Below are 19,735 nucleotides of genomic sequence, written 5' to 3' on the forward strand. Positions count from 1 at the left end.
ATATTTTTTATCCTAACAGGTTTTTAAAAACTGTTAGTTATTTTTTAACTTTAATTAATGATAATTTTACTTGTCCAGTTATCATCTTGTTTTTCAACAAGCAGTAATCCAGAGTCAGAATCATTCATCTGGGCAATTAATTCTCCTTTATTATTCCAAAATGCGCTTTGTCCTGCAGAAGGCGATCCCCATGATTCTCCGCTGAAATTAGACATCAGCACATTCATTTTATGTTTTTGAGCGTAGTTTTGTAAATCTCGGTATGCATTTGGAATTCCGTTTGGTGAAAAGAAAATACTGGCGATATAAATATCGGTTTCTTTTTTTCGTGCATTTTCCGGATGCAGCGGATTATCAATATCGGCACAAATGGCAAACGAAATGTTTTGATCTTCAATTGAAATCATTGGATTGTAATCAAATGTCGAATCGAAAAATTCATCTTCACCCGTATGTAAAAACTGTTTCGTATATATAGAAACTGAATTATCTGGTGCGATAATAAACTCACCAATATACAATTGAGAATCAATTTGTATGGGAGCTCCGGCAATAATGACAATATTATTCCTAACAGCTAATTCTTTTAAATGATCGATTCTGTAATCTTCTTTTGTAAAAATTAACTCCTTTGCATTTTCTCTTTCATAACCAGTAATAGACAATTCCGGAAATGCAATTAAATTGGCGCCGTTTTGCGCAGCCAGCTCAATAAGATGATAATGATTTAATAAATTTGAAGATATATCTCCGCGTTTTGGTTTTGTTTGTGCTGCCGCTAAAATCATTTTCCCAATATTAATTTTCGATATACACCCAGGCTGTTATTCCTGACTGTAATGTTACCTGAACCCTTCTATACGCATTAGATTCAAATAAATCTACTTTGGCTAAATCTGCGTTTGTAACATTAAAAACCACACCATGTATAATGTCTGACGGGTTTTCGCTTGCTACTACGACAACATAATCTGCCATTCCAAATTCTTCTTCAATTTTTAAGCTTTTCAGTTTATAGCCCAATAACTGGTCTGCAGTACCATTTAATATCTTGTTAAAAAGACGCATTTGAATTTCTTTTGATCGTAATGTTCCGTATGAGAATAACTGTTCCATAATTATTATTTTTCTGGTTGTTTGTGCGTTAGGGATGGAAGCGGCATCTCCCAATTTAGAAAAACAAGGCTTTTTAACCGTAGTTTTTATTAATCAGGAATACAGCGGACAGCCCGCCCAAAGGAAACGTCCAAATTACAACTTTTATTACAATTTAAAATAATCAATATAATTGTCTAAATCTTTATCGCCGCGTCCTGAAAGACTGATTACTACAACATCCGTCGGTTTAAATTTCTTTTGATCTAAAACGGCAAATGCATGTGCGCTTTCGATAGCCGGAATAATTCCTTCTAATTTTGTAAGCTGTAAACCGGCGTTCATGGCATCGTCATCCGTAACAGAGAAAAATTCACCTCGTCCGGTTTGTGCCAAATGTGCATGTAAAGGACCAACTCCCGGATAATCTAATCCGGCAGAAATAGAATAAGGCTCTGTAATTTGTCCGTCTTGGGTTTGCATTAAAAGCGTTTTACAACCGTGAATAACGCCAACTTTTCCTAATTTACTTGTCGCAGCGCTGTGTCCACTGTCAACACCTTTTCCGGCTGCTTCGACTGCAATGATTCCTACTTCAGGTTCGTGTAGAAAGTGATAATAAGTTCCCGCTGCGTTACTTCCGCCGCCAATACAGGCAACTACATAATCAGGATTTTCACGGCCTTCTTTTTCTTTTAACTGCCATTTGATTTCTTCTGAAATAATACTCTGGAAACGCGTAACCATATCCGGATAAGGATGAGGTCCTATTGCCGATCCGATGATATAATGCGTGTCGACCGGATTATTAATCCAGTCACGAATTGCCTCGTTTGTAGCATCTTTTAAAGTTCTTGAACCCGAAAGTGCCGGACGAACTTCTGCACCCAGCATTTTCATACGAGCTACATTTGGCGCCTGACGTGCAATGTCGATTTCACCCATGTATACAATACACTCAATTCCCATTAAAGCGCAGACTGTTGCGGTTGCAACTCCGTGCTGTCCGGCTCCTGTTTCGGCAATAATTCTTTTTTTGCCCAAACGTTTTGCCAGCAGGATTTGTCCAATTGTATTGTTTACTTTGTGCGCTCCGGTATGATTTAAGTCTTCTCTTTTTAAATACACTTTTGTATTGTATTTTTCAGATAAGCGTTTTGCAAAATACAACGGACTCGGGCGCCCTACGTAATCTTTTAATAATTGATTGAACTCTGCTTTAAAATCAGGTTCATCCATTATACTTAGATATTTCTGGCGTAATTCTTCTACATTTGGATACAGCATTTCAGGAATGTAAGCTCCTCCAAATTGTCCGTAATATCCTTTTTCGTTGACGTTAAAACTCATTTTATTTAAATTTTAAAAGTTGGCAACATCAAACTTTCGTTTAAAATTGCTAAATAGATTTTTATTTTTCAGCCCTGGTTCGATTTCAAATTTACTATTTACATCGACAGCATAAATAGGAAGTTTTGTTTTTGAAATTTCTTCAATAGCTTTTAATTCATTCATTCCGATGCCGCCGCTCAAAAAGAAAGGTTTTTTCGAATTGTATTTTTTTAATATGGTCCAGTCGAAAGTTGTTCCGTTTCCACCCGGCAGTTTTCCTTTTGTGTCAAACAGAAAATAATCTGCCACATCTTCAAAAGGTTTTATGACTTCAAAATCAAAATTTTCATCGGCTGAAAATACTTTGATAATTTCGATTTTCTTTGGAAGTTTTTCTTTTAATTCTGAACAAAATTCTACTGATTCATTTCCGTGTAACTGAACGGCCTGTAAATTGTATTTTTCGACTTTTTCAAGAATTTCTTCCTGACTCTGATCGACAAAAACGCCCACTTTTTTGATTGTTTTTATCAATTCGGGAACATTCCCGTTGCAATATCTAGCGGATTTTTCCCAGAAAATAAATCCCATATAATCGGGTAGGAGCGCGCCTACTTCGAGGATGTTTTCTGGATATTTCATGCCGCATATTTTAAGTTTCATTTTTTATTGTTGTTTTGCCGCGAAGGCGCTAAGACATTCAGTTTTTTTGTTTTTCTGCCACGAATTGCACGAATTACTCTAATTTCTTTTTTATCTGCCAGAGATTAAAAAGATTTTCACAGATTAAATCATTTAAATTCTTTTAATCTGTGTCAAACTAATTTTAAATCTGATTAATAAATTCGGTTGCAGCTTCGCCGGCGTTATCGGTTTTCATGAAATTTTCGCCTATTAAGAAACCTTTGTAACCATAAGGTTTTAATTCCTGAATAGCTTCTACTGATGAAATACCGCTTTCTGAAACCTTTACGAATTCATCTGGAATTTTTGATGCCAGTTCTTTACTGAAATCTAAACTTACTTCGAAGGTTTTTAAATTTCTGTTGTTTACTCCAATCATATCCAAAGTTGGCATAATTGATTTTTCCAGTTCTTCCAGATTATGAACTTCCAAAAGAACTTCCAAATCTAATTTTTTTGCAAATTCAGATAAAGATTTAATCTCTTCTCTCGTTAAAACCGCAGCGATTAACAAAATCAAATCGGCTCCATGAGCTTTTGCTTCCAAAATTTGATATTCGTCTACAATAAATTCTTTTCGCAAAAGCGGAATATTTACAGAAGCTCTCGCTAAAAGTAAATCGTCAAGCGAACCGCCAAAATATTTTCCGTCTGTTAAAACAGAGATTCCACAAGCGCCTGCATTTTCGTAACCTTTTACTACTTCTTCAACCGTAAAATTATTGTTGATGATTGATTTTGAGGGAGAACGGCGTTTGTGTTCTGCAATAATTCCAGAATTACTGTTTCTTAAGGTCTGACTTAATGAAATCGTTTGTTTTCCAAAAAATACAGAAGCTTCCAATTGAGAAACCGGAATAATCGATTTCTTAAGAACTACTTCTCGTTTTTTGTCTATTATTATTTTATCTAGGATATTCATTTTGTGTTGTTTCACGTTTCATGTTGCATGTTTCAAGTTGTAGAACGTTCAAAATAACCTGAAACCTTAAACCTGAAACTAATTTTTACTTAACTCTTGTAATTTTTGTAAAGCTTTTAACCCTTTTCCAGAGAATAAACTTTCTTTTGCCAGTTCAAATCCTTCCTGCGGAGAACATTTGTTTACTGTTGCAATTGCCATTGCGGCATTGGCACAAACTACATTATTCTGCGCTTCGTTTCCTTTTCCAGAAATAATATTCGTAAAAATTTCTGCCGATTCTTCGATGGTTTTGCCACCTTCAATTTCAGTTTGAGATAATAAACGAACACCAAAATCTTGCGGTTTTATCATTCCTTCCATGTGGCTTGTAATGATTTTTGTTGGTCCTGTCAGCGAAATTTCATCATATCCGTCAAGCGAATGCAGGATTGTGAAATTTACATTGGTGTTTTGATATAAATAAGCATACATTCTTGCCAGCTCTAAATTGAAAACACCTACTAATTGATTGTTAGGAAATGCCGGATTTACCATTGGTCCCAACATATTAAAGAAAGTTTTTACTGCCAGTTCTTTTCTAATTGGTCCAACATTTTTCATTGCAGGGTGAAATAAGGGAGCATGCAAAACGCAGATTCCAGCCTGATCGATACATTTTTCTAAGAAATCAGAATCGTTGCTGAATTTAATTCCCATTTTTTCCATTACGTTGCTTGATCCTGAAATAGAAGAAACGCCATAATTTCCGTGTTTTGCAACTTTTATTCCGGCTCCGGCCGATACAAACGATGCTAAAGTCGAAATGTTGAAAGTGTCTTTTCCGTCACCGCCCGTTCCGCATAAATCGATTGTGTTGTAAGCTGATAAATCTACGCGAATACATAATTCTAATAAAGCTTCGCGAAATCCGGAAAGTTCATCAATTGTAATGCTTCGCATCATAAATACAGTCAAAAATGCCGAAATCTGACTCGGATTGTACTGACCGCTTGAAATATTAATCAATACATCTTTTGCTTCTTCTTTAGAAAGCACTTCGTGGTTGATTAATTTATTTAATATAGTTTTCATTTTTTTTAAGATTCTAAGGTGCTGAGATACTAAGATTTTAAGTTTTTTACTGTTACTGTAAACTGTGACTGAACACTAATATTCTGAACACTGAATACTAACTCTTAATCCAATTCTCTAAAATCCTTTTTCCTTTTGGCGTTAAAACGCTTTCCGGGTGAAACTGCACGCCTCTTACATCGTAATTTTTGTGACGAAGAGACATAATCTGCCCGTTTTCATCTACCGAAGTTGCTTCTAAATCTTCCGGTAAATTGGCATCGACAACCCACGAATGGTATCTTCCTACTTCGAATTCGTTTCCTAAACCTTCGAATAAAATTTCATCTGAAACTACTGTTTTTACATTTGTAGCAACACCGTGATATACTTTATCAAGGTTTGAAAGTGTTCCGCCAAAAACTTCTCCAATTGCCTGCTGTCCTAAACAAACACCCAAAATGCTTTTTGTTGGGCTGTATTTTTCGATTACGGCTTTTAATAAACCTGCTTCATCTGGAATTCCGGGTCCCGGAGAAAGTAATATTTTTTCAAAAGAAGCGATTTCATCGATTTCGAATTCATCGTTTCTGTAAACCGTTACTTCGCAGTTTAAATCTTCCAGATAGTGTACTAAATTATAAGTGAAACTATCGTAATTGTCTATAACTAAAATCTTTTTCATTGTGTTGTGTTTTTTGTTTGCTTCGCCAATTCGGCTAAAGCCTCGTGTCAGGTTTCAGGTTTTCTTTGTTTCAGGTTTCAACAACTTGAAACCTGAAACTTTAAACTTGAAACCAAGTTTTTATTTTTCTCGAACGTACTTTTCAGTAATGATTCGGTTAATTCCTAATTTTTCTATTTTTTCTACTCCTTTTTGAGTCAGCGTATCGTTTTGAACTTTTACAATAAACTCAAACTTGTTGTTTTCCCATTGTCTGTTATTAAAAAACTCCAAGTTTTCAGTATATATACTGTCTTTTAAAGTGTATTTTCCGCCTCCGCCAAAAAATACGGCATTTGTAGAATCCTTTCCGTTATGCAAATCATGATTAAAAAAAGCAAAATGCGTTTCGTTTATAATCTTAATCATTTTTAATTTTGAATTGAAAGTCGAAAATGTAGAATCTTTCTCGGTTGTTTCAGCAGATATAAGACGCCAGGTTCCTTCAATCGGATTGTGCTTTTTCTCTGTATTACAAGATGTCATGCTAATGATTAAAACTAAAATTGATACTGCTTTTTTCATGGTTTTTTATAGTTTGTGGTTAATTGTTTCAAGTTTCACGTTTCAAGTTCAAGTTGCTTCGCGTTCCAACAACTTGAAACTTGAAACAAAATAAACTTGAAACTAAATTTGTTCGGCCATTTCCAGCGCTGTATTCAACGCTCTTAATTTATTATAAACTTCCTGCATTTCGCTTTCTTCATCTGAACTGGCAACGATACCGGCGCCGGCCTGACAATGTAATTGATGATTTTTTGAAAGGAAAGTTCGAATCATAATCGCGTGGTTAAAGTTTCCGTCGAAATCCATAACTCCTATGGCGCCTCCGTAGAAATTACGATTGGTTTTTTCGTAATCTTCAATCAATTGCATGGCTCTGTGTTTTGGTGCACCGCTTAAAGTTCCGGCAGGGAAAGTATCGGCCACAACCTGCATAGTAGTAGCTTTGTCATGCAAATGTCCAGTAACTTTTGAAACTAAGTGAATTACGTGAGAGAAAAACTGAACTTCTCTGTATTTCTCAACATTTACATCATGTCCGTTACGGCTTAAATCATTTCTGGCTAAATCAACTAACATTACGTGTTCGCTGTTTTCTTTTTTATCTTCAGAAAGTTCTTTGGCTAAAAGTGCATCGCGTTCGTCGTTTCCGGTTCTTTTAAAAGTTCCTGCAATGGGATGAATTTCGGCTTTTCTGTTTTTTACGATAATTTGTGCTTCGGGCGAAGACCCAAATATTTTAAAATCGCCATAATCAAAAAAGAATAAATACGGAGATGGATTAATGCTTCTTAAAGCTCTGTAAACGTTGAATTCATCACCTTTGAAACCTTGTGTAAAACGACGAGATAAAACTAATTGAAAAACGTCTCCGCGGAAACAATGTTTTTTAGCCAAAGCTACATTGTGTTTAAATTCCTCATCTGTCAGATTTGAGAAACCTTCGCCTTCTTTGGTAAATTTATATAAAGCTATATTTCTGGATTGTAACAATTGTTCAATTTCAGAAATATTGTTTCTTCCATCTACGCTATGGCAGAAAATATACGCTTCGTTTTTAAAGTGGTTAATCGCGATAATGTTTTGGTAAACCGCATAAAAAACATCCGGAATTGAAGTTGCGTTGTCTTTTTTTGCAATTGAAACCTTTTCAAAATAACGAACTGCATCATAAGAAATGTATCCGAATAATCCATTGTTAATGAATTTAAAATCGTTTTTTTCTGATTGAAATCTGTTAGAGAATTCCTGAATTACTTCCGGGATATTAGTTGAAGCATCGATTTTATTTTGTTCCGAAGTTCCGTCAGGAAACGTTTTTGAGATTACTTCGTTTTCAATTTTTATTGTAGCAATCGGATTGCAACAGATGTAAGAGAAACTGTTGTCATTTCCGTGGTAATCACTACTTTCCAGCAATAAACTATTTGGAAATTTATCTCTAATCTTGAAATAAATACTTACCGGCGTAATTGTGTCTGCCAGAATTTGTTTGTAATGTGTGTTGAGTATAAACGGTTTCAAAGTATGTTGTTTTTTAGTTTTTAATTTTTATGCTAAAGTTTTGATCAAAAAAAAGGGCTTGTCGTGATGACAAGCCCTTTAAATTTATAGTTTTGAAAATACCATAGGAAGCTTCGTTCACGACGTTTGACGTAAATTGTTCCACCACCAAGTATTGTTCATTAATGTTTTCATTTCTTATTTTCTTGCGACAAAGATATAAATGTAATTTGAATTAGAATATATAAAATTTCAAAAAAAAATTCTCGAATCTTTGAAATTTGTTAAATTTTCAATTCTAATATTCAGGTAAAGGTTTAGTTCCCAATTGCCAGCGTATTGTTTACATTTGTTCTAAAATCTGGATTTCCTTTGATGTTTGGTGTTATAAACAACTCTATATTTTTCATTTTTGTGTATTCAAGGCCAGAATTTGGATTGTAAAAGTTTTGAATTGCGGCATCTGCACTTGATGATTCGCTTGTAATTCCTCCGTTACAATTGTTAACTATGGTATTTTTAAAACTCATTTTTGATAAGTTTTGATTTCCGTTTCCTATATTTCCTTCTAATAAAACAAAAGGTGAAAATCCAGAAACTATACTGTTGCTTAAGTTAAAAAATGTATTCTCTCTTACATAAATAGATTCTCTAACCAAACCCTGATTGTTTTCTTCCAGATTTATTAAAGTGATATTTGAAGCATTAATTTTTGTCATTTTTTTGCTCATATCCGTATTTTGAATTTTATCATAGGAGTCTACTTCAAAGCATCTTGATCCTGAAACATCTGACGAGAATGGATGACGAACAGCAATGCTGTTAGTTATGTTGATTTGTGCGCCTTGTGTAAAATCAAAATCATCGTCAGTTGTTCTGTATGAGATTAAGTTACTCATATTTAAGTCGCCTCCATAACATTCAAAAGAATCATCATTTGAAAAACTGATTTGAATGTTGCTTAATACTGTTTTTCTTCCTACTCCGGCTAAAGATAGCCCATTTAACTCTTTAGAAGCACTTAATTTTCGTCCTGCATATTCAATTCTGACATACTTCATAACTCCAGAATTATCTTCAGCATCCTGACCTCCGTAATGATTTAAATTTGGATCTAAATCAAAAGGCAGAGTGTGAATGCCTCCCAAAGTATTGATAGGTGCTTTTCCTAAAATAATAATGCCGCCCCAGTCGCCTGGTTTTCTATTATTTTTTTCATTTTCTGATGTAAAAACAATTGGATCGGTTTCAAGGCCCTCAGCCATAATTTTTGCTCCGTTTGTAATTACAAGAGTTCCGCATGTTTTATCGTCGCCTCGAATTACTGTTCCCGGTTCTATGGTTAAAGTTGCATTATTGGTAACGTACACAACACCAACTAAATGATACGTATTGCGTTTTACTAATCGGGTATCTTTATCAATTGTTCCGGCAATTATGTTGGTTGCTTCGTTATATTCATTTATGGCTGGTTTAAAATTTGTCCAGTTGTTCATCCAGTTTGTAGTTCCAATAATTCCTTTTGGTTGTTGTTGGGCGTGTATAAAAAAGCTGCTAATCAGGGCGATAAATACAATTCGTAATTTTGTTTTCATAACTATAATTTTGAGTTTCTAGTTTTTGAGTTTTTATTTTCCTCAAAATTATAGGCCGTATGTTAATCAATACGGGGATAGCTGTTATGAAAGTGTTATTACAATATTAAGAACGTTATGTTTTTGAAAAGAAATAAAAAAGAAAACCCCGGCAGAATTAAACTGCCGGGGTTTTTCTTATAATGTGAATTAGTAAGCCTGAATTAGAATTTTAAAGCTACAGTTAATTCGAAATCATCATTGATAGTTTTGTCTCCTAAGTTTTCGAAGAAGTTACCAGAGTTGTATTTGATATCGTATTTAGTTCTGTCAACTTTGAAAGCAGTTGTTGCAGTGTTTCCAGCTACAGTAATATCAAAAGTTACTGGTTTAGTGATTCCTTTAATAGTTAAATCAGCAGTTACAGTATAAACGTCAGCAGATTTAGCACCAATTTTTTTGAAAACTAATTTTGCAGTTGGGAATTTATCAGTTCCAAAGAAATCATCAGCTTTTAAGTGACCGTTTAATTTTCCTTGGTATTCTCCAGTTAAATCTGTAGCAGTTAATGAAGTCATATCAACTGTAAAGCTTCCTCCAGTTAATTTTTTTCCTTTGAAAACTACAGCTCCGTCTTTGAAGTTTACAGTTCCAGAGTGCTCTCCAGTTACTTTTTTACCTACCCATTTAATAGTAGAAGCTTTTACGTCGATTTTTTTAGTTTGAGCGTTTACTGAAATACCAGCAGCAGCTACGAATAATGCAATTGCGATTGTTTTTAAATTTTTCATGTTGTTTAAAATTGAATTTAGATTAATAAATAATTATATAGTGATAAATAATTCCTCGTGAGATTTTCTAACTTTTTTGTAATGCTGAGTGTCGTCCTCATCATGTCTGTAACCTACAGTTGCAATAACAGAAGCGTTTAAACCTAATTTGTCGAAACCTAAGATTTCATTGAATGCAGCAGGATTAAAACCTTCCATTGGAGTAGCGTCGATTTTTAATTCAGCAGCGGCAGTAAGTAAAGTTCCTAATGCAATGTAAGTTTGTTTTGCTGTCCAGATATTTTTTGCTTCCTGAGTTAAGTTTGAAATTACACCGTTCATCATGTCTGCAAAACCACCTAATGCTTCAGTAGGAACACCTCTTGTTTCGCTGATGTTTTTAATGTAAGCCGCTACAGATTCTGCTCCTGCATTTAAATCATTTGCAAAAATAAATAATTGCGAAGCGTCAGTAATTTGAGTTTGTCCGTAAGCCGCTGCTTTTAATTTTTCTCTAATTTCCGGATTTTCTACTACAATTACTTTATATGGTTGTAATCCGTATGAAGAAGCTGCTAATCGTACTGCTTCTTTTAATGTATTTAAATCTTCTGAAGATATTTTTTTTGACGCATCGAATTTTTTTGTTGCGTATCTCCAGTTTAGATTATTTACTAATGTGCTCATAATATTAATTTTGTTGGGTTCGGTATTTTTCTAATAATTTATTTAATAACTCTAATTCTTCGGGACTTAGATTCTCTGCAAATGCCTGTTCATGCGCATCTACTTTCGGATCTAATTCTTTTAAAACGTCCAATCCCTTTTGTGTGATTAAGACTTCTATTTTTCTTCGATTATCTGGGCAAACATTTCTGGTAACAAACTCTTTTAATAATAATTTGTCCACCAATCGTGTTGTATTGCTCGTTTTAGCAAGCATTCGTTCTTGTATTACGCACATATTGGCAGGTTTCCCTTTTTGCCCTCTTAATATACGTAACACATTATATTGCTCTCCAGACAAATCATACGGTTTGATCAACTCGTTGAAATGATCCTGAATCACATTTTGTGTGTACATGATATTCAGAATAACCTTTTTCGCATTATCCATCTTAACCGTACTCTTAATAACCTCTTCAATTGTCATAGTCGTAAGTGTATAATTTGTATATACAAATGTAGAACTTTTAATAGTTGTATATACAAGTGTTGTGTTAATTTTTTGTTAATACGAATAAATCTGAATTTATAAGAACAAAATTCAGATCAATTTGAAGCTAAATTTATAATAAATATTTTATATAAAGTATTGAAATTATACGGTTTAACTATTTTTTAAAGTTGAAATTTTGAATTTGCTTTAAAAATAATGCGAAACAGTTTTTGTAAGATGAATTTAAGGCAATTCTTCGAAGAAAATGTTCAGAATCACGATTTATTGGTATTCAGCAAGGAGAAAACCTTTCGAAATTTGTTTGAAATTTGAAATTTCTGTCGAAATCCATGCTTCGTCGTGCCCTAATTCTTTAGCAATTAATCGAGCGATTTTCTCAGAAACTTCAATTGCGGCTCTAGCATCTAAAAATAATAAGCGAACACGTCTTGCTAAAATATCATCGACAGTTCTGGCCATTTCATAACGAATTGCCCAAACAGCTTCTGCTATTGTGAATTCGTATTTTGGGTGCAGTTTTTCTTTTAACCCAGTTTCGCTTTCCTGAAGTTCTATTATTTTAGGAATATCACAACCATATATATAAAGGTGATTTTCTCTATCTAAAGAATTTGTTCGTTTATTTCCATGAATGGATAAATGATGTGTATTGCAAGTCTTTTTAGGAAGTTTACCTTTTAGTATGGCTTTATCAATAATATCTTCGGCAATTTTTCTATAAGTAGTCCATTTTCCGCCTGTAATCGTGATTAATCCAGTTTCTGAAACTATAATTTTATGACTTCTCGAAACTTCTTTAGTGCTTTTACCTTCTTCTTTCGGTGCTGCCAACGGACGCAATCCTGCGAAAACAGATAAAACATCAGCTCTTGTTGGTTTTTTGGCTAAGAATCTTTGAGCAGTTTCTAAGACAAATTGAATTTCGCTTTCTAAAGCAATTGGTTCTAAACTTTGTTTTTTAATTAAAGTATCTGTAGTTCCCACCACAATATGATTGTGCCACGGAACAGCAAATAAAACTCGTCCGTCTTTGGTTTTCGGAATCATCAAAGCATTTTCGCCAGGAAGAAAAGATTTATCAAAAACTAAATGAATGCCTTGACTTGGAACAATATATTTTTTGTAAACATTATCATTAAGTTTCATGATAGCATTTGTAAAAACGCCTGTAGCATTTATAATTGCAGAACCTTTCAATTCATATTTAATCCCGCTTTCCTGATCTACAGCAAACACACCAATAATCTGATTCTTTTCGTTTTTAATTAAATTGACAACTTTTGCATAATTTAAAACACAAGCGCCATTTTCTACAGCAGTTTGCGCCATGTTTATTGCTAAACGTGAATCGTCAAATTGTCCGTCGTGATAAATAACACCATTTTTTAAACCGTTTTCCTCAACGTTTGAAAGTAATTCGATAGTTTTCTTTTTCGAAAGATATTTAGAACTTCCTAAACTCAATCGTCCCGACAATAAATCGTAAATTTTTAATCCGAAAGTATAGAAATAACCGTCAAACCAATTATAATTGGGAATAACAAAAGATTGATTTTTGACTAAATGATTCGCGTTTTGAGCGAGCAAACCTCTTTCTTTTAAAGCTTCTTGTACCAAATGAATGTCGCCCTGTTCGAGATAACGCACGCCGCCGTGAACTAGTTTAGTGCTTCGGCTTGAAGTTCCTTTTGCAAAATCAACGGCCTCTAATAAAATCGTTTTATAACCTCGGCTAGCTGCATCGATTGCAGTTCCGAGACCACTTGCGCCTCCGCCAATTATGATTACGTCCCATTTTTCGGTATTTTGTAATTGAGAGAGTTGTTCAGAACGGATCATAAATTTAGTTTGCTTTTGAGAAATGTTGTTGAAAGCAAACTTAACAAAACGAAATTAAAAATCGATGAAGAAAAGAGATTAGGTTTTTAATTGTTTGAGGTTTCAGGTTTCAAGTTGATATACAAAACTATAAAGAAAAAAGTATGTTATATATTCCGTAGGAATATCTCGTCGGTACAAAAATTTATTGCCATTTTGAATTGTGTCCTGAAGGGACACCTGATTTTATGATAATATAAATATATTTCATCAATCAAACGTTCCTACGGAACGTAATAATTGCAATCGAATTAATTCTACCCACGAGACATTCCTACGGAATGAAGTAATGCTTAAAACGCAAAGTTCGCAAAGCTTTGTCAAAAAAACTTTGCGAACCTTGCGTATATCTTGGCGTGCTTTGCGGTTAAATCAACGTACTTTAATGCAACATGAAACTTTAAACCTGAAAAAAAAAATTAATGAGGTAGTTTATCTTTTATCAAACCATAAAACCAAGTTCCGGCAATTGCACTTAATAAAGTAACAATAATCACCGTTGCTCCAGTCCCAATCTGCGCAAAAAGCGGACCCGGACAAGCTCCTGTAATTGCCCATCCAAAACCGAATAATAATCCGCCGTAGATTTGACCTTTGTTGAAAGTCTTTGGCTGAATTTCGATTTTTTCTCCGTCAAGGGTTTTAATATTGAATTTTTTAATCAATTGTACTGAAATTAATCCAACAAAAACAGCGCATCCAATTACGCCATACATGTGAAAAGATTCCAGATTAAACATTTCCTGAATTCTAAACCAGCTGATGATTTCGGCTTTTACGAATACAATTCCGAAAAAGATTCCAACGATTAAATATTTTAAGTTTGCGAATGCATTTTCTTTTTTCTGACTTGCATTGATTCCTTCGCCGTCTATATTTTTATTTTCTAAACTCATTTTTGAAATTTTAAAGTGAAAGAATATAAGGTAAAATCAAAAGTGCCATTACGAAACCGCCAATCATAAAACAGATTGTGGCAACTAACGAAGGCCATTGTAAGTTTGATAATCCCATAATTGCATGTCCGCTTGTACATCCGCCAGCGTAACGCGTTCCGAAACCAACTAAAAATCCGCCAACAACAATCATGATAAATCCGCGAAGCGTTAATAAACTTTCCCACGAAAATAATTGAGATGGAACTAAACCACTGTGATCTGTGATTCCGTAAGTTGCTAATTTGGCTGATAAGTCAGGAGCAATTTCAACCGGATTTGGATTCGTTAGAAAATAAGCTGCAATAAAACCGCCAATAAAAATTCCGAAAACAAAGAATAAATTCCAGCTTTCTTTTTTCCAGTCGTATTTAAAAAACGAAATATTCGAAGGAATACAAGCCGCGCAAATATGACGAAGTGACGAACTTATCCCAAAAGATTTATTTCCGATAATTAATAAAATTGGAACAGTTAATCCAATTAACGGACCCGCAACATACCACGGCCAAGGTTCTTTAATGATTTCTAATATACTCATAATAAAAATTAAGTGTTTATTAAACCATATAAGTGATATAAGTAATTTTAAGCTGATGTGTAGAATTCTTATATGATCTAGTCAATATAAGAGATTTAAATCACGCCCAAACTAAATGAACTTATATGACTTATATGGTGAAAATATGTTTATGCTTTTAAAGTCTTGCTTTGGCAGACAAAATCAGATTTTGGAACATTTGTTTTTGAGATTGCGCCAAAACCGCCTTCTACTTCTGAGAAGTTTCTAAAACCTCTAGCTTGTAAAATAGAAGCGGCAATCATACTTCTGTAACCTCCCGCGCAATGCAGATAAAAATGTTCATTTGGATTAATATCTTTTACCCAGTCATTAATATATGCCAAAGGTTTGCTGAAAGCTTCGTCGATATGCTCAGCTTCGTATTCTGTCTCTTTACGAATGTCTACCACTTTATCTTTGCCAAATTTAAATTCATTTGAAAATTGTTCAGCAGTAATTCTATTTACGGTATCAATTTCGAAACCTGCATTTTGCCACGCTTCAAAACCGCCTTCCAAATGCCCGATAATCGTATCAAAACCAACACGGCTTAAACGCGTCACGGTTTCTTCTTCCATTCCAACGGCTGTAACCAAAATAATTGGCTGTTTTACATTCGCAATTAAAGTTCCAACCCACGGCGCAAAATCACCATTGATTCCTATATTGATAGATTGTGGAATAAATCCTTTGCTGAAATCGGCAGCACTTCTCGTGTCTAGAATTAATGCTCCAGTTTCTTCTGCAATAGCTTCAAATTCTTTTACGTTTATGGCTTTCATTCCGTTGTTTAGAACCGTTTCAAAGCTTTCATAGCCTTGTTTGTTCATTGCCACATTCATACCGAAATAGGCTGGAGGAGGCAATAAACCGTCTGTCACTTCTTTAATGAACTCTTCTTCGGTCATATTGGCACGCAAAGCATAGTTTGTCGCTTTTTGATTTCCAATAGTCGAAACCGTTTCTTTACTCATATTTTTTCCGCAGGCACTTCCCGCACCATGTGCAGGATAAACGATTACGTCATCCGCCAAAGTCATGATTTTATCTCTTAACGAATGATATAAAATTCCCGCCAATTGATCTTGTGTCATTCCCGCTGCTTTTTGAGCCAAATCTGGACGGCCGACATCGCCAATAAATAAAGTATCGCCAGAGAAAATCGCGTGATCTTTTCCGTTTTCGTCAATTAATAAAAAAGTAGAGCTTTCCATTGTATGTCCAGGAGTATGCAAAACTTTAATAGTGATTTTTCCGATTTTAAATTCCTGTCCGTCTTTTGCAGAAATGCAGTCAAATTCGCAGGCAGCGTTTGGTCCGTAAACAATTGGCGCTCCGGTTTCTTTGCTTAAATCAACATGTCCTGAAACGAAATCAGCGTGAAAGTGTGTTTCAAAAATATATTTCAGCTTAACTCCGTCACGTTCCAAACGATCTAAGTAAGGCTGTGTTTCTCTAAGCGGATCTATAATGGCCGCTTCGCCATTTGAAGTGATATAATATGCACCTTGTGCTAAGCATCCGGTGTAAATTTGTTCTATTTTCATGATAGGTATTGTAAAATGATGGGTTACAAAGGTAACTTTGTTTTTTAATAAATTGGGTGACTAATGTTACAGAAATAGGTTTTTGTGTAAAAAAAAGTATTACGAATAAAAAAGTAATTAGAATGGATTAAATGATTTCTAAAAATGAATGCATTCTTATATTTAGTGAAAGCTTAAAAAAAAAATTGATTATAGAAATTGATCATTTATTTGCTTTTTAGTTGAAGAGCAGAATTGTATTTCATCTTGAATTTGTTTTTTATTCCAGATATGAAAAGTATATTTGTATGCTTTTTGTGTAAATTTTTTCTTTCAATATTTTAATAAAAAGTGATCAGCAATCTTCTGTTAAATTTCAATTGTATTTTCTAATAAACATGCATGAGGCTTTATTTAAATATTTAGACAAACATATCGCTTCACCGCTTTCAGAAAAAGATCGTGAATTGGTAAAAAATGCTTTCAGTCCTATGAAAATCAGGAGAAGACAATATTTTCTGAATCAAGGTGAAGTTTGTAAATATTATGCATTTATTGTCACAGGTGCAATGCGGCAATATATGGTCGATGAAAAGGGAGGAGAACACATTGTACATTTGGGGATAGAAAACTGGTGGGTAGGTGATCGGGAAAGCTGGGTTATGTTGTCACCATCTGCCTATTGTATCGATGCGTGGGAAGACAGTGAAGTATTGCTTATTACGAGGTCAGATACTGTTAAATTGATGCAGGAACTTCCGGCTTTCAGCGAATTATTGCATTTTCTTGATGAACGAAACAACATTGCGGCCCAAAAAAGAATTACATCTTCTATAAGTCTTACGGCAGAGAAACGCTACGCCGATTTTATTATAAGCCACCCTGATTTTTTGCAGCGTTTTCCGCAGCGCATCATTGCTTCGTATTTGGGTATTACGAAAGAAACATTGAGCCGTATACGTAAACAGTCTTTGAAAAAATAGAATAACTGAGTTGATATTTGTCAACGTTTTTTGTTATCATTTATCATCGTTTTTCATCTCCATTCTTCTGCAATTTTGTATGTATTAACATCAAAATTTATAGCAATGTCTAAAAATCCAAAAATTGGTCTAGAAGGTCTGCTTCGTCCAGAAGACAGTATCCTGTTACTTATTGATCATCAGCCTTATCAGTTCACAAATCTTAACAGCCACGAACCAACAATGATTATCAACAACGTTGTTGCTCTTGCAAAAAGTGCGAAAGTATTTAATGTGCCAACAGTTTTGACAACTGTACTTGAAGAAAGAGGCGGTTATATTATAAAAGGACTTCAGGACGTTTTTCCGGATCAAAAACCAATCGACCGTACTTTTATTAATACTTGGGAAGATCCAAAAGTAACCGACATTATAAAAAAGAGTGGTCGTAAGCAGCTTGTAATTGCCGCACTTTTTACTGAAATATGTCTTGCAATGCCGGTAATTCATGCACTTGGCGAGGGTTATGAAGTATTTATTGTTACAGATGCATCAGGCGGTGTTACGGCAGAGGCTCACGATATGGCGGTTCGTCGTATGGTTCAGGCAGGTGCCGTTCCTATGAACTGGATGGCAGTACTTGGTGAGTGGCAGCGTGACTGGGCTCGTGAAGAGACAGTGGGAGGTTTAGCTAATGTTCTTCTTGAACATGGCGGTGCCAGTGGTGTAGCTCTTGCCTGGGAACTTCAACTTCTTGCAACTCCTCCTCCGGCAGACATAAATGGACATTAATCGGTTTCTTTAAGGAGATTTTAGGGAAAATTGGAGGCTGTATTTTGTTCTTTCAAAATACAGCCTTCAATTAATAGTATAAGAACATATTTTAAATGAATTAATAATAGAAATATGAAAAAGAAAACGAGTTTTTCGACAAAAGGACAAAGAGCCGATATTGGTAATATGATAATCTATCGTATTTTGGCAAACAGATATGCAGATGCGGTTGGACCCTTTGTATTTTTAGATCATATTGCACCAAAAATACAGACTACTATAAATAAATCAGGTACAGGGCCACATCCTCATAGAGGTATTGCAACCCTTAGTTATATCATTAGCGGAGAAGATGAACATTTTGATAGTGCCGGTAATCATGCTAAAGTACATTCGGGCGGGATTCAATGGATGAAAGCCGGAAATGGAATCATTCATGATGAAACATTAAACTACGATTCTAAAACAGAAACTAAACTTATTCACGGCTTTCAGTTTTGGATAAACCTTCCGTCAAAAATAAAAGCAGAGAAGCCTGAATATATCAACATTGAAGGAACCAATGTGCCATGCAAAACATTACCAAAGAAAAATGGCTGGATAAAAGTCATTGCAGGAAATTACGAAGATCTTAATTCTGTAATACCTAATTATTCAGAACAGTTTATATACCATATTCATTTGGAAGCCGGAGCTGTTTTTTCTATAACCATTGCCGATAAATTAGAAGCAGCCGCTTTTTTACCCACTCAGCCTGTTTTGTTAAACGGTGAAATTTTTGAAGATGGTGAATTTGTTGAATTTGACAGAAATGCCGGAGAGATTGAAATAATGAATGCTTTACAGGAACCGGCAGATATTATTCTGTTTGGTGGAGAGCCCTACTCAGAACCTATTTTTGCTGAAGGTCCTTTTGTTATGAATAGCCGAAGTGAAATTGCTGATGCTTACAGAGACTTTTATGCCGGTAAATATGGGAAAATAAATTATCCAAAAGACAGCGTTTTTTTATAAGTAACAAGCAAAAATCTATTATATCATGAGATTTTTTTGCTATTTTAAGATATATGATTTTAAAGTCTGGTAATGACACTTTAAGTTTTAATTTTGCATATGAGAATGCGATTTCAAAACAAAAAATAAAATGAACACAAAAGACTTATTAGATCAAATTGCTTTTATAAAAGAAATTGATAAAGTAAAATACATTCAGCGCAAGACCAAATTATTCAACAGCGACCGTTGCGAAAATGATGCAGAACACAGCTGGCATTTAGCTTTAATGGCAATTGTTCTCGCAGAACATTCTAACGAGCCAATTGATGTTTTGAAAGTCGTAAAAATGGTTTTGATTCATGATATTGTAGAAATAGATGCGGGCGATGTTTTTATTTATGATACTGTAAAAAATCATTCGAATACCGATGAAGAACGTTTAGCAGCAAACCGGATTTTTGGTTTACTTCCTGAAAAACAAAAAGAAGAGTTTATCTCAATTTGGGAAGAATTTGAAGCTGGAGAAACCAACGAAGCCAAATTCGCTAAATCAATGGACAGATTAGAACCTCTTTTACAAAATACTTCTAATAACGGCGGAACTTGGAAAGAGTTTGGAGTGAAATATGACAAAGTTTACGAAAAGAAAAGCGTAATAAAAGAAGGCTCAAAGGTTGTATGGAATTACGCCGAAGGTTTGATTAACGAAAGCGTTGAAAAAGGAATTTTGGAGAAATAAAGCAGAACATAAGTTTTACCAT

21 protein-coding genes are annotated in these 19,735 nt (G+C 34.5%); 4 read left to right on the forward strand and 17 right to left on the reverse strand.

Features of this window, described 5'->3' with window-relative positions; all coding sequences use genetic code 11:
* Window positions 1-50: 50 nt before the first annotated feature.
* The 17 genes from ABD859_RS17060 to ABD859_RS17140 form a co-directional block, all read right to left on the reverse strand.
* On the reverse strand, window positions 51-788 hold the full coding sequence (locus ABD859_RS17060) for a carbon-nitrogen hydrolase family protein (RefSeq protein WP_345145794.1): 738 nt from the start codon (window positions 786-788) through the stop codon (window positions 51-53).
* Between the two features lie 10 nt (window positions 789-798).
* Window positions 799-1,116 carry a gamma-glutamylcyclotransferase family protein gene (locus ABD859_RS17065; protein WP_345145795.1) on the reverse strand — a complete coding sequence of 106 codons (318 nt, stop codon included), beginning with the start codon at window positions 1,114-1,116 and terminating at the stop codon, window positions 799-801.
* Between the two features lie 147 nt (window positions 1,117-1,263).
* A complete protein-coding gene (gene trpB, locus ABD859_RS17070) occupies window positions 1,264-2,445 on the reverse strand; it encodes a tryptophan synthase subunit beta (RefSeq protein WP_345145796.1) in 1,182 nt (393 codons plus the stop codon).
* A gap of 12 nt (window positions 2,446-2,457) precedes the next feature.
* On the reverse strand, window positions 2,458-3,090 hold the full coding sequence (locus ABD859_RS17075) for a phosphoribosylanthranilate isomerase (protein WP_345145797.1): 633 nt from the start codon (window positions 3,088-3,090) through the stop codon (window positions 2,458-2,460).
* 163 nt (window positions 3,091-3,253) lie between these two features.
* Entirely contained in the window at window positions 3,254-4,033 is a 780-nt protein-coding gene (gene trpC, locus ABD859_RS17080; protein WP_345145798.1) for an indole-3-glycerol phosphate synthase TrpC, read from the reverse strand.
* A gap of 78 nt (window positions 4,034-4,111) precedes the next feature.
* Complete coding sequence (gene trpD, locus ABD859_RS17085) at window positions 4,112-5,107, reverse strand: anthranilate phosphoribosyltransferase (protein WP_345145799.1); 996 nt, start codon at window positions 5,105-5,107, stop codon at window positions 4,112-4,114.
* A 97-nt stretch (window positions 5,108-5,204) separates the two neighbouring features.
* Window positions 5,205-5,771 carry an anthranilate synthase component II gene (locus tag ABD859_RS17090; protein WP_345145800.1) on the reverse strand — a complete coding sequence of 189 codons (567 nt, stop codon included), beginning with the start codon at window positions 5,769-5,771 and terminating at the stop codon, window positions 5,205-5,207.
* Window positions 5,772-5,891: 120 nt separating this feature from the next.
* Entirely contained in the window at window positions 5,892-6,335 is a 444-nt protein-coding gene (locus ABD859_RS17095; RefSeq protein WP_345145801.1) for a hypothetical protein, read from the reverse strand.
* A 102-nt stretch (window positions 6,336-6,437) separates the two neighbouring features.
* Complete coding sequence (locus ABD859_RS17100) at window positions 6,438-7,838, reverse strand: anthranilate synthase component I family protein (protein ID WP_345145802.1); 1,401 nt, start codon at window positions 7,836-7,838, stop codon at window positions 6,438-6,440.
* Window positions 7,839-8,134: 296 nt separating this feature from the next.
* A complete protein-coding gene (locus tag ABD859_RS17105) occupies window positions 8,135-9,412 on the reverse strand; it encodes a hypothetical protein (RefSeq protein ID WP_345145803.1) in 1,278 nt (425 codons plus the stop codon).
* Window positions 9,413-9,615: 203 nt separating this feature from the next.
* A complete protein-coding gene (locus ABD859_RS17110) occupies window positions 9,616-10,182 on the reverse strand; it encodes a YceI family protein (RefSeq protein ID WP_345145804.1) in 567 nt (188 codons plus the stop codon).
* 33 nt (window positions 10,183-10,215) lie between these two features.
* Complete coding sequence (locus ABD859_RS17115; RefSeq protein ID WP_345145805.1) at window positions 10,216-10,848, reverse strand: NAD(P)H-dependent oxidoreductase; 633 nt, start codon at window positions 10,846-10,848, stop codon at window positions 10,216-10,218.
* A gap of 4 nt (window positions 10,849-10,852) precedes the next feature.
* A complete protein-coding gene (locus tag ABD859_RS17120; protein ID WP_345145806.1) occupies window positions 10,853-11,314 on the reverse strand; it encodes a MarR family winged helix-turn-helix transcriptional regulator in 462 nt (153 codons plus the stop codon).
* Between the two features lie 288 nt (window positions 11,315-11,602).
* Window positions 11,603-13,180 carry a glycerol-3-phosphate dehydrogenase/oxidase gene (locus tag ABD859_RS17125; RefSeq protein ID WP_345145807.1) on the reverse strand — a complete coding sequence of 526 codons (1,578 nt, stop codon included), beginning with the start codon at window positions 13,178-13,180 and terminating at the stop codon, window positions 11,603-11,605.
* Between the two features lie 458 nt (window positions 13,181-13,638).
* On the reverse strand, window positions 13,639-14,115 hold the full coding sequence (locus ABD859_RS17130; protein WP_345145808.1) for a DUF6691 family protein: 477 nt from the start codon (window positions 14,113-14,115) through the stop codon (window positions 13,639-13,641).
* Between the two features lie 10 nt (window positions 14,116-14,125).
* Window positions 14,126-14,689, reverse strand: coding sequence for a YeeE/YedE family protein (locus ABD859_RS17135; protein WP_345146269.1), 564 nt, complete (start codon window positions 14,687-14,689; stop codon window positions 14,126-14,128).
* A gap of 155 nt (window positions 14,690-14,844) precedes the next feature.
* Window positions 14,845-16,263: an MBL fold metallo-hydrolase gene (locus tag ABD859_RS17140; protein ID WP_345145809.1), complete on the reverse strand. Its 1,419-nt coding sequence runs from the start codon at window positions 16,261-16,263 to the stop codon at window positions 14,845-14,847.
* Window positions 16,264-16,640: 377 nt separating this feature from the next.
* Here ABD859_RS17140 and ABD859_RS17145 point away from each other — a divergent pair, with 377 nt between their 5' ends.
* From ABD859_RS17145 to ABD859_RS17160, 4 genes are all read left to right on the forward strand, one after another.
* Window positions 16,641-17,225, forward strand: a complete 585-nt coding sequence (locus tag ABD859_RS17145; RefSeq protein WP_345145810.1) for a Crp/Fnr family transcriptional regulator — start codon at window positions 16,641-16,643, stop codon at window positions 17,223-17,225.
* Between the two features lie 105 nt (window positions 17,226-17,330).
* Window positions 17,331-17,996 carry a hydrolase gene (locus ABD859_RS17150; protein ID WP_345145811.1) on the forward strand — a complete coding sequence of 222 codons (666 nt, stop codon included), beginning with the start codon at window positions 17,331-17,333 and terminating at the stop codon, window positions 17,994-17,996.
* Between the two features lie 114 nt (window positions 17,997-18,110).
* Window positions 18,111-18,992, forward strand: coding sequence for a pirin family protein (locus ABD859_RS17155; protein ID WP_345145812.1), 882 nt, complete (start codon window positions 18,111-18,113; stop codon window positions 18,990-18,992).
* Window positions 18,993-19,122: 130 nt separating this feature from the next.
* On the forward strand, window positions 19,123-19,713 hold the full coding sequence (locus ABD859_RS17160) for an HD domain-containing protein (protein ID WP_345145813.1): 591 nt from the start codon (window positions 19,123-19,125) through the stop codon (window positions 19,711-19,713).
* The last annotated feature ends 22 nt before the right edge of the window (window positions 19,714-19,735 follow it).

It is taken from the genome of Flavobacterium ginsengiterrae (genome assembly GCF_039539785.1).
GTDB classification, from domain to species: domain Bacteria; phylum Bacteroidota; class Bacteroidia; order Flavobacteriales; family Flavobacteriaceae; genus Flavobacterium; species Flavobacterium ginsengiterrae.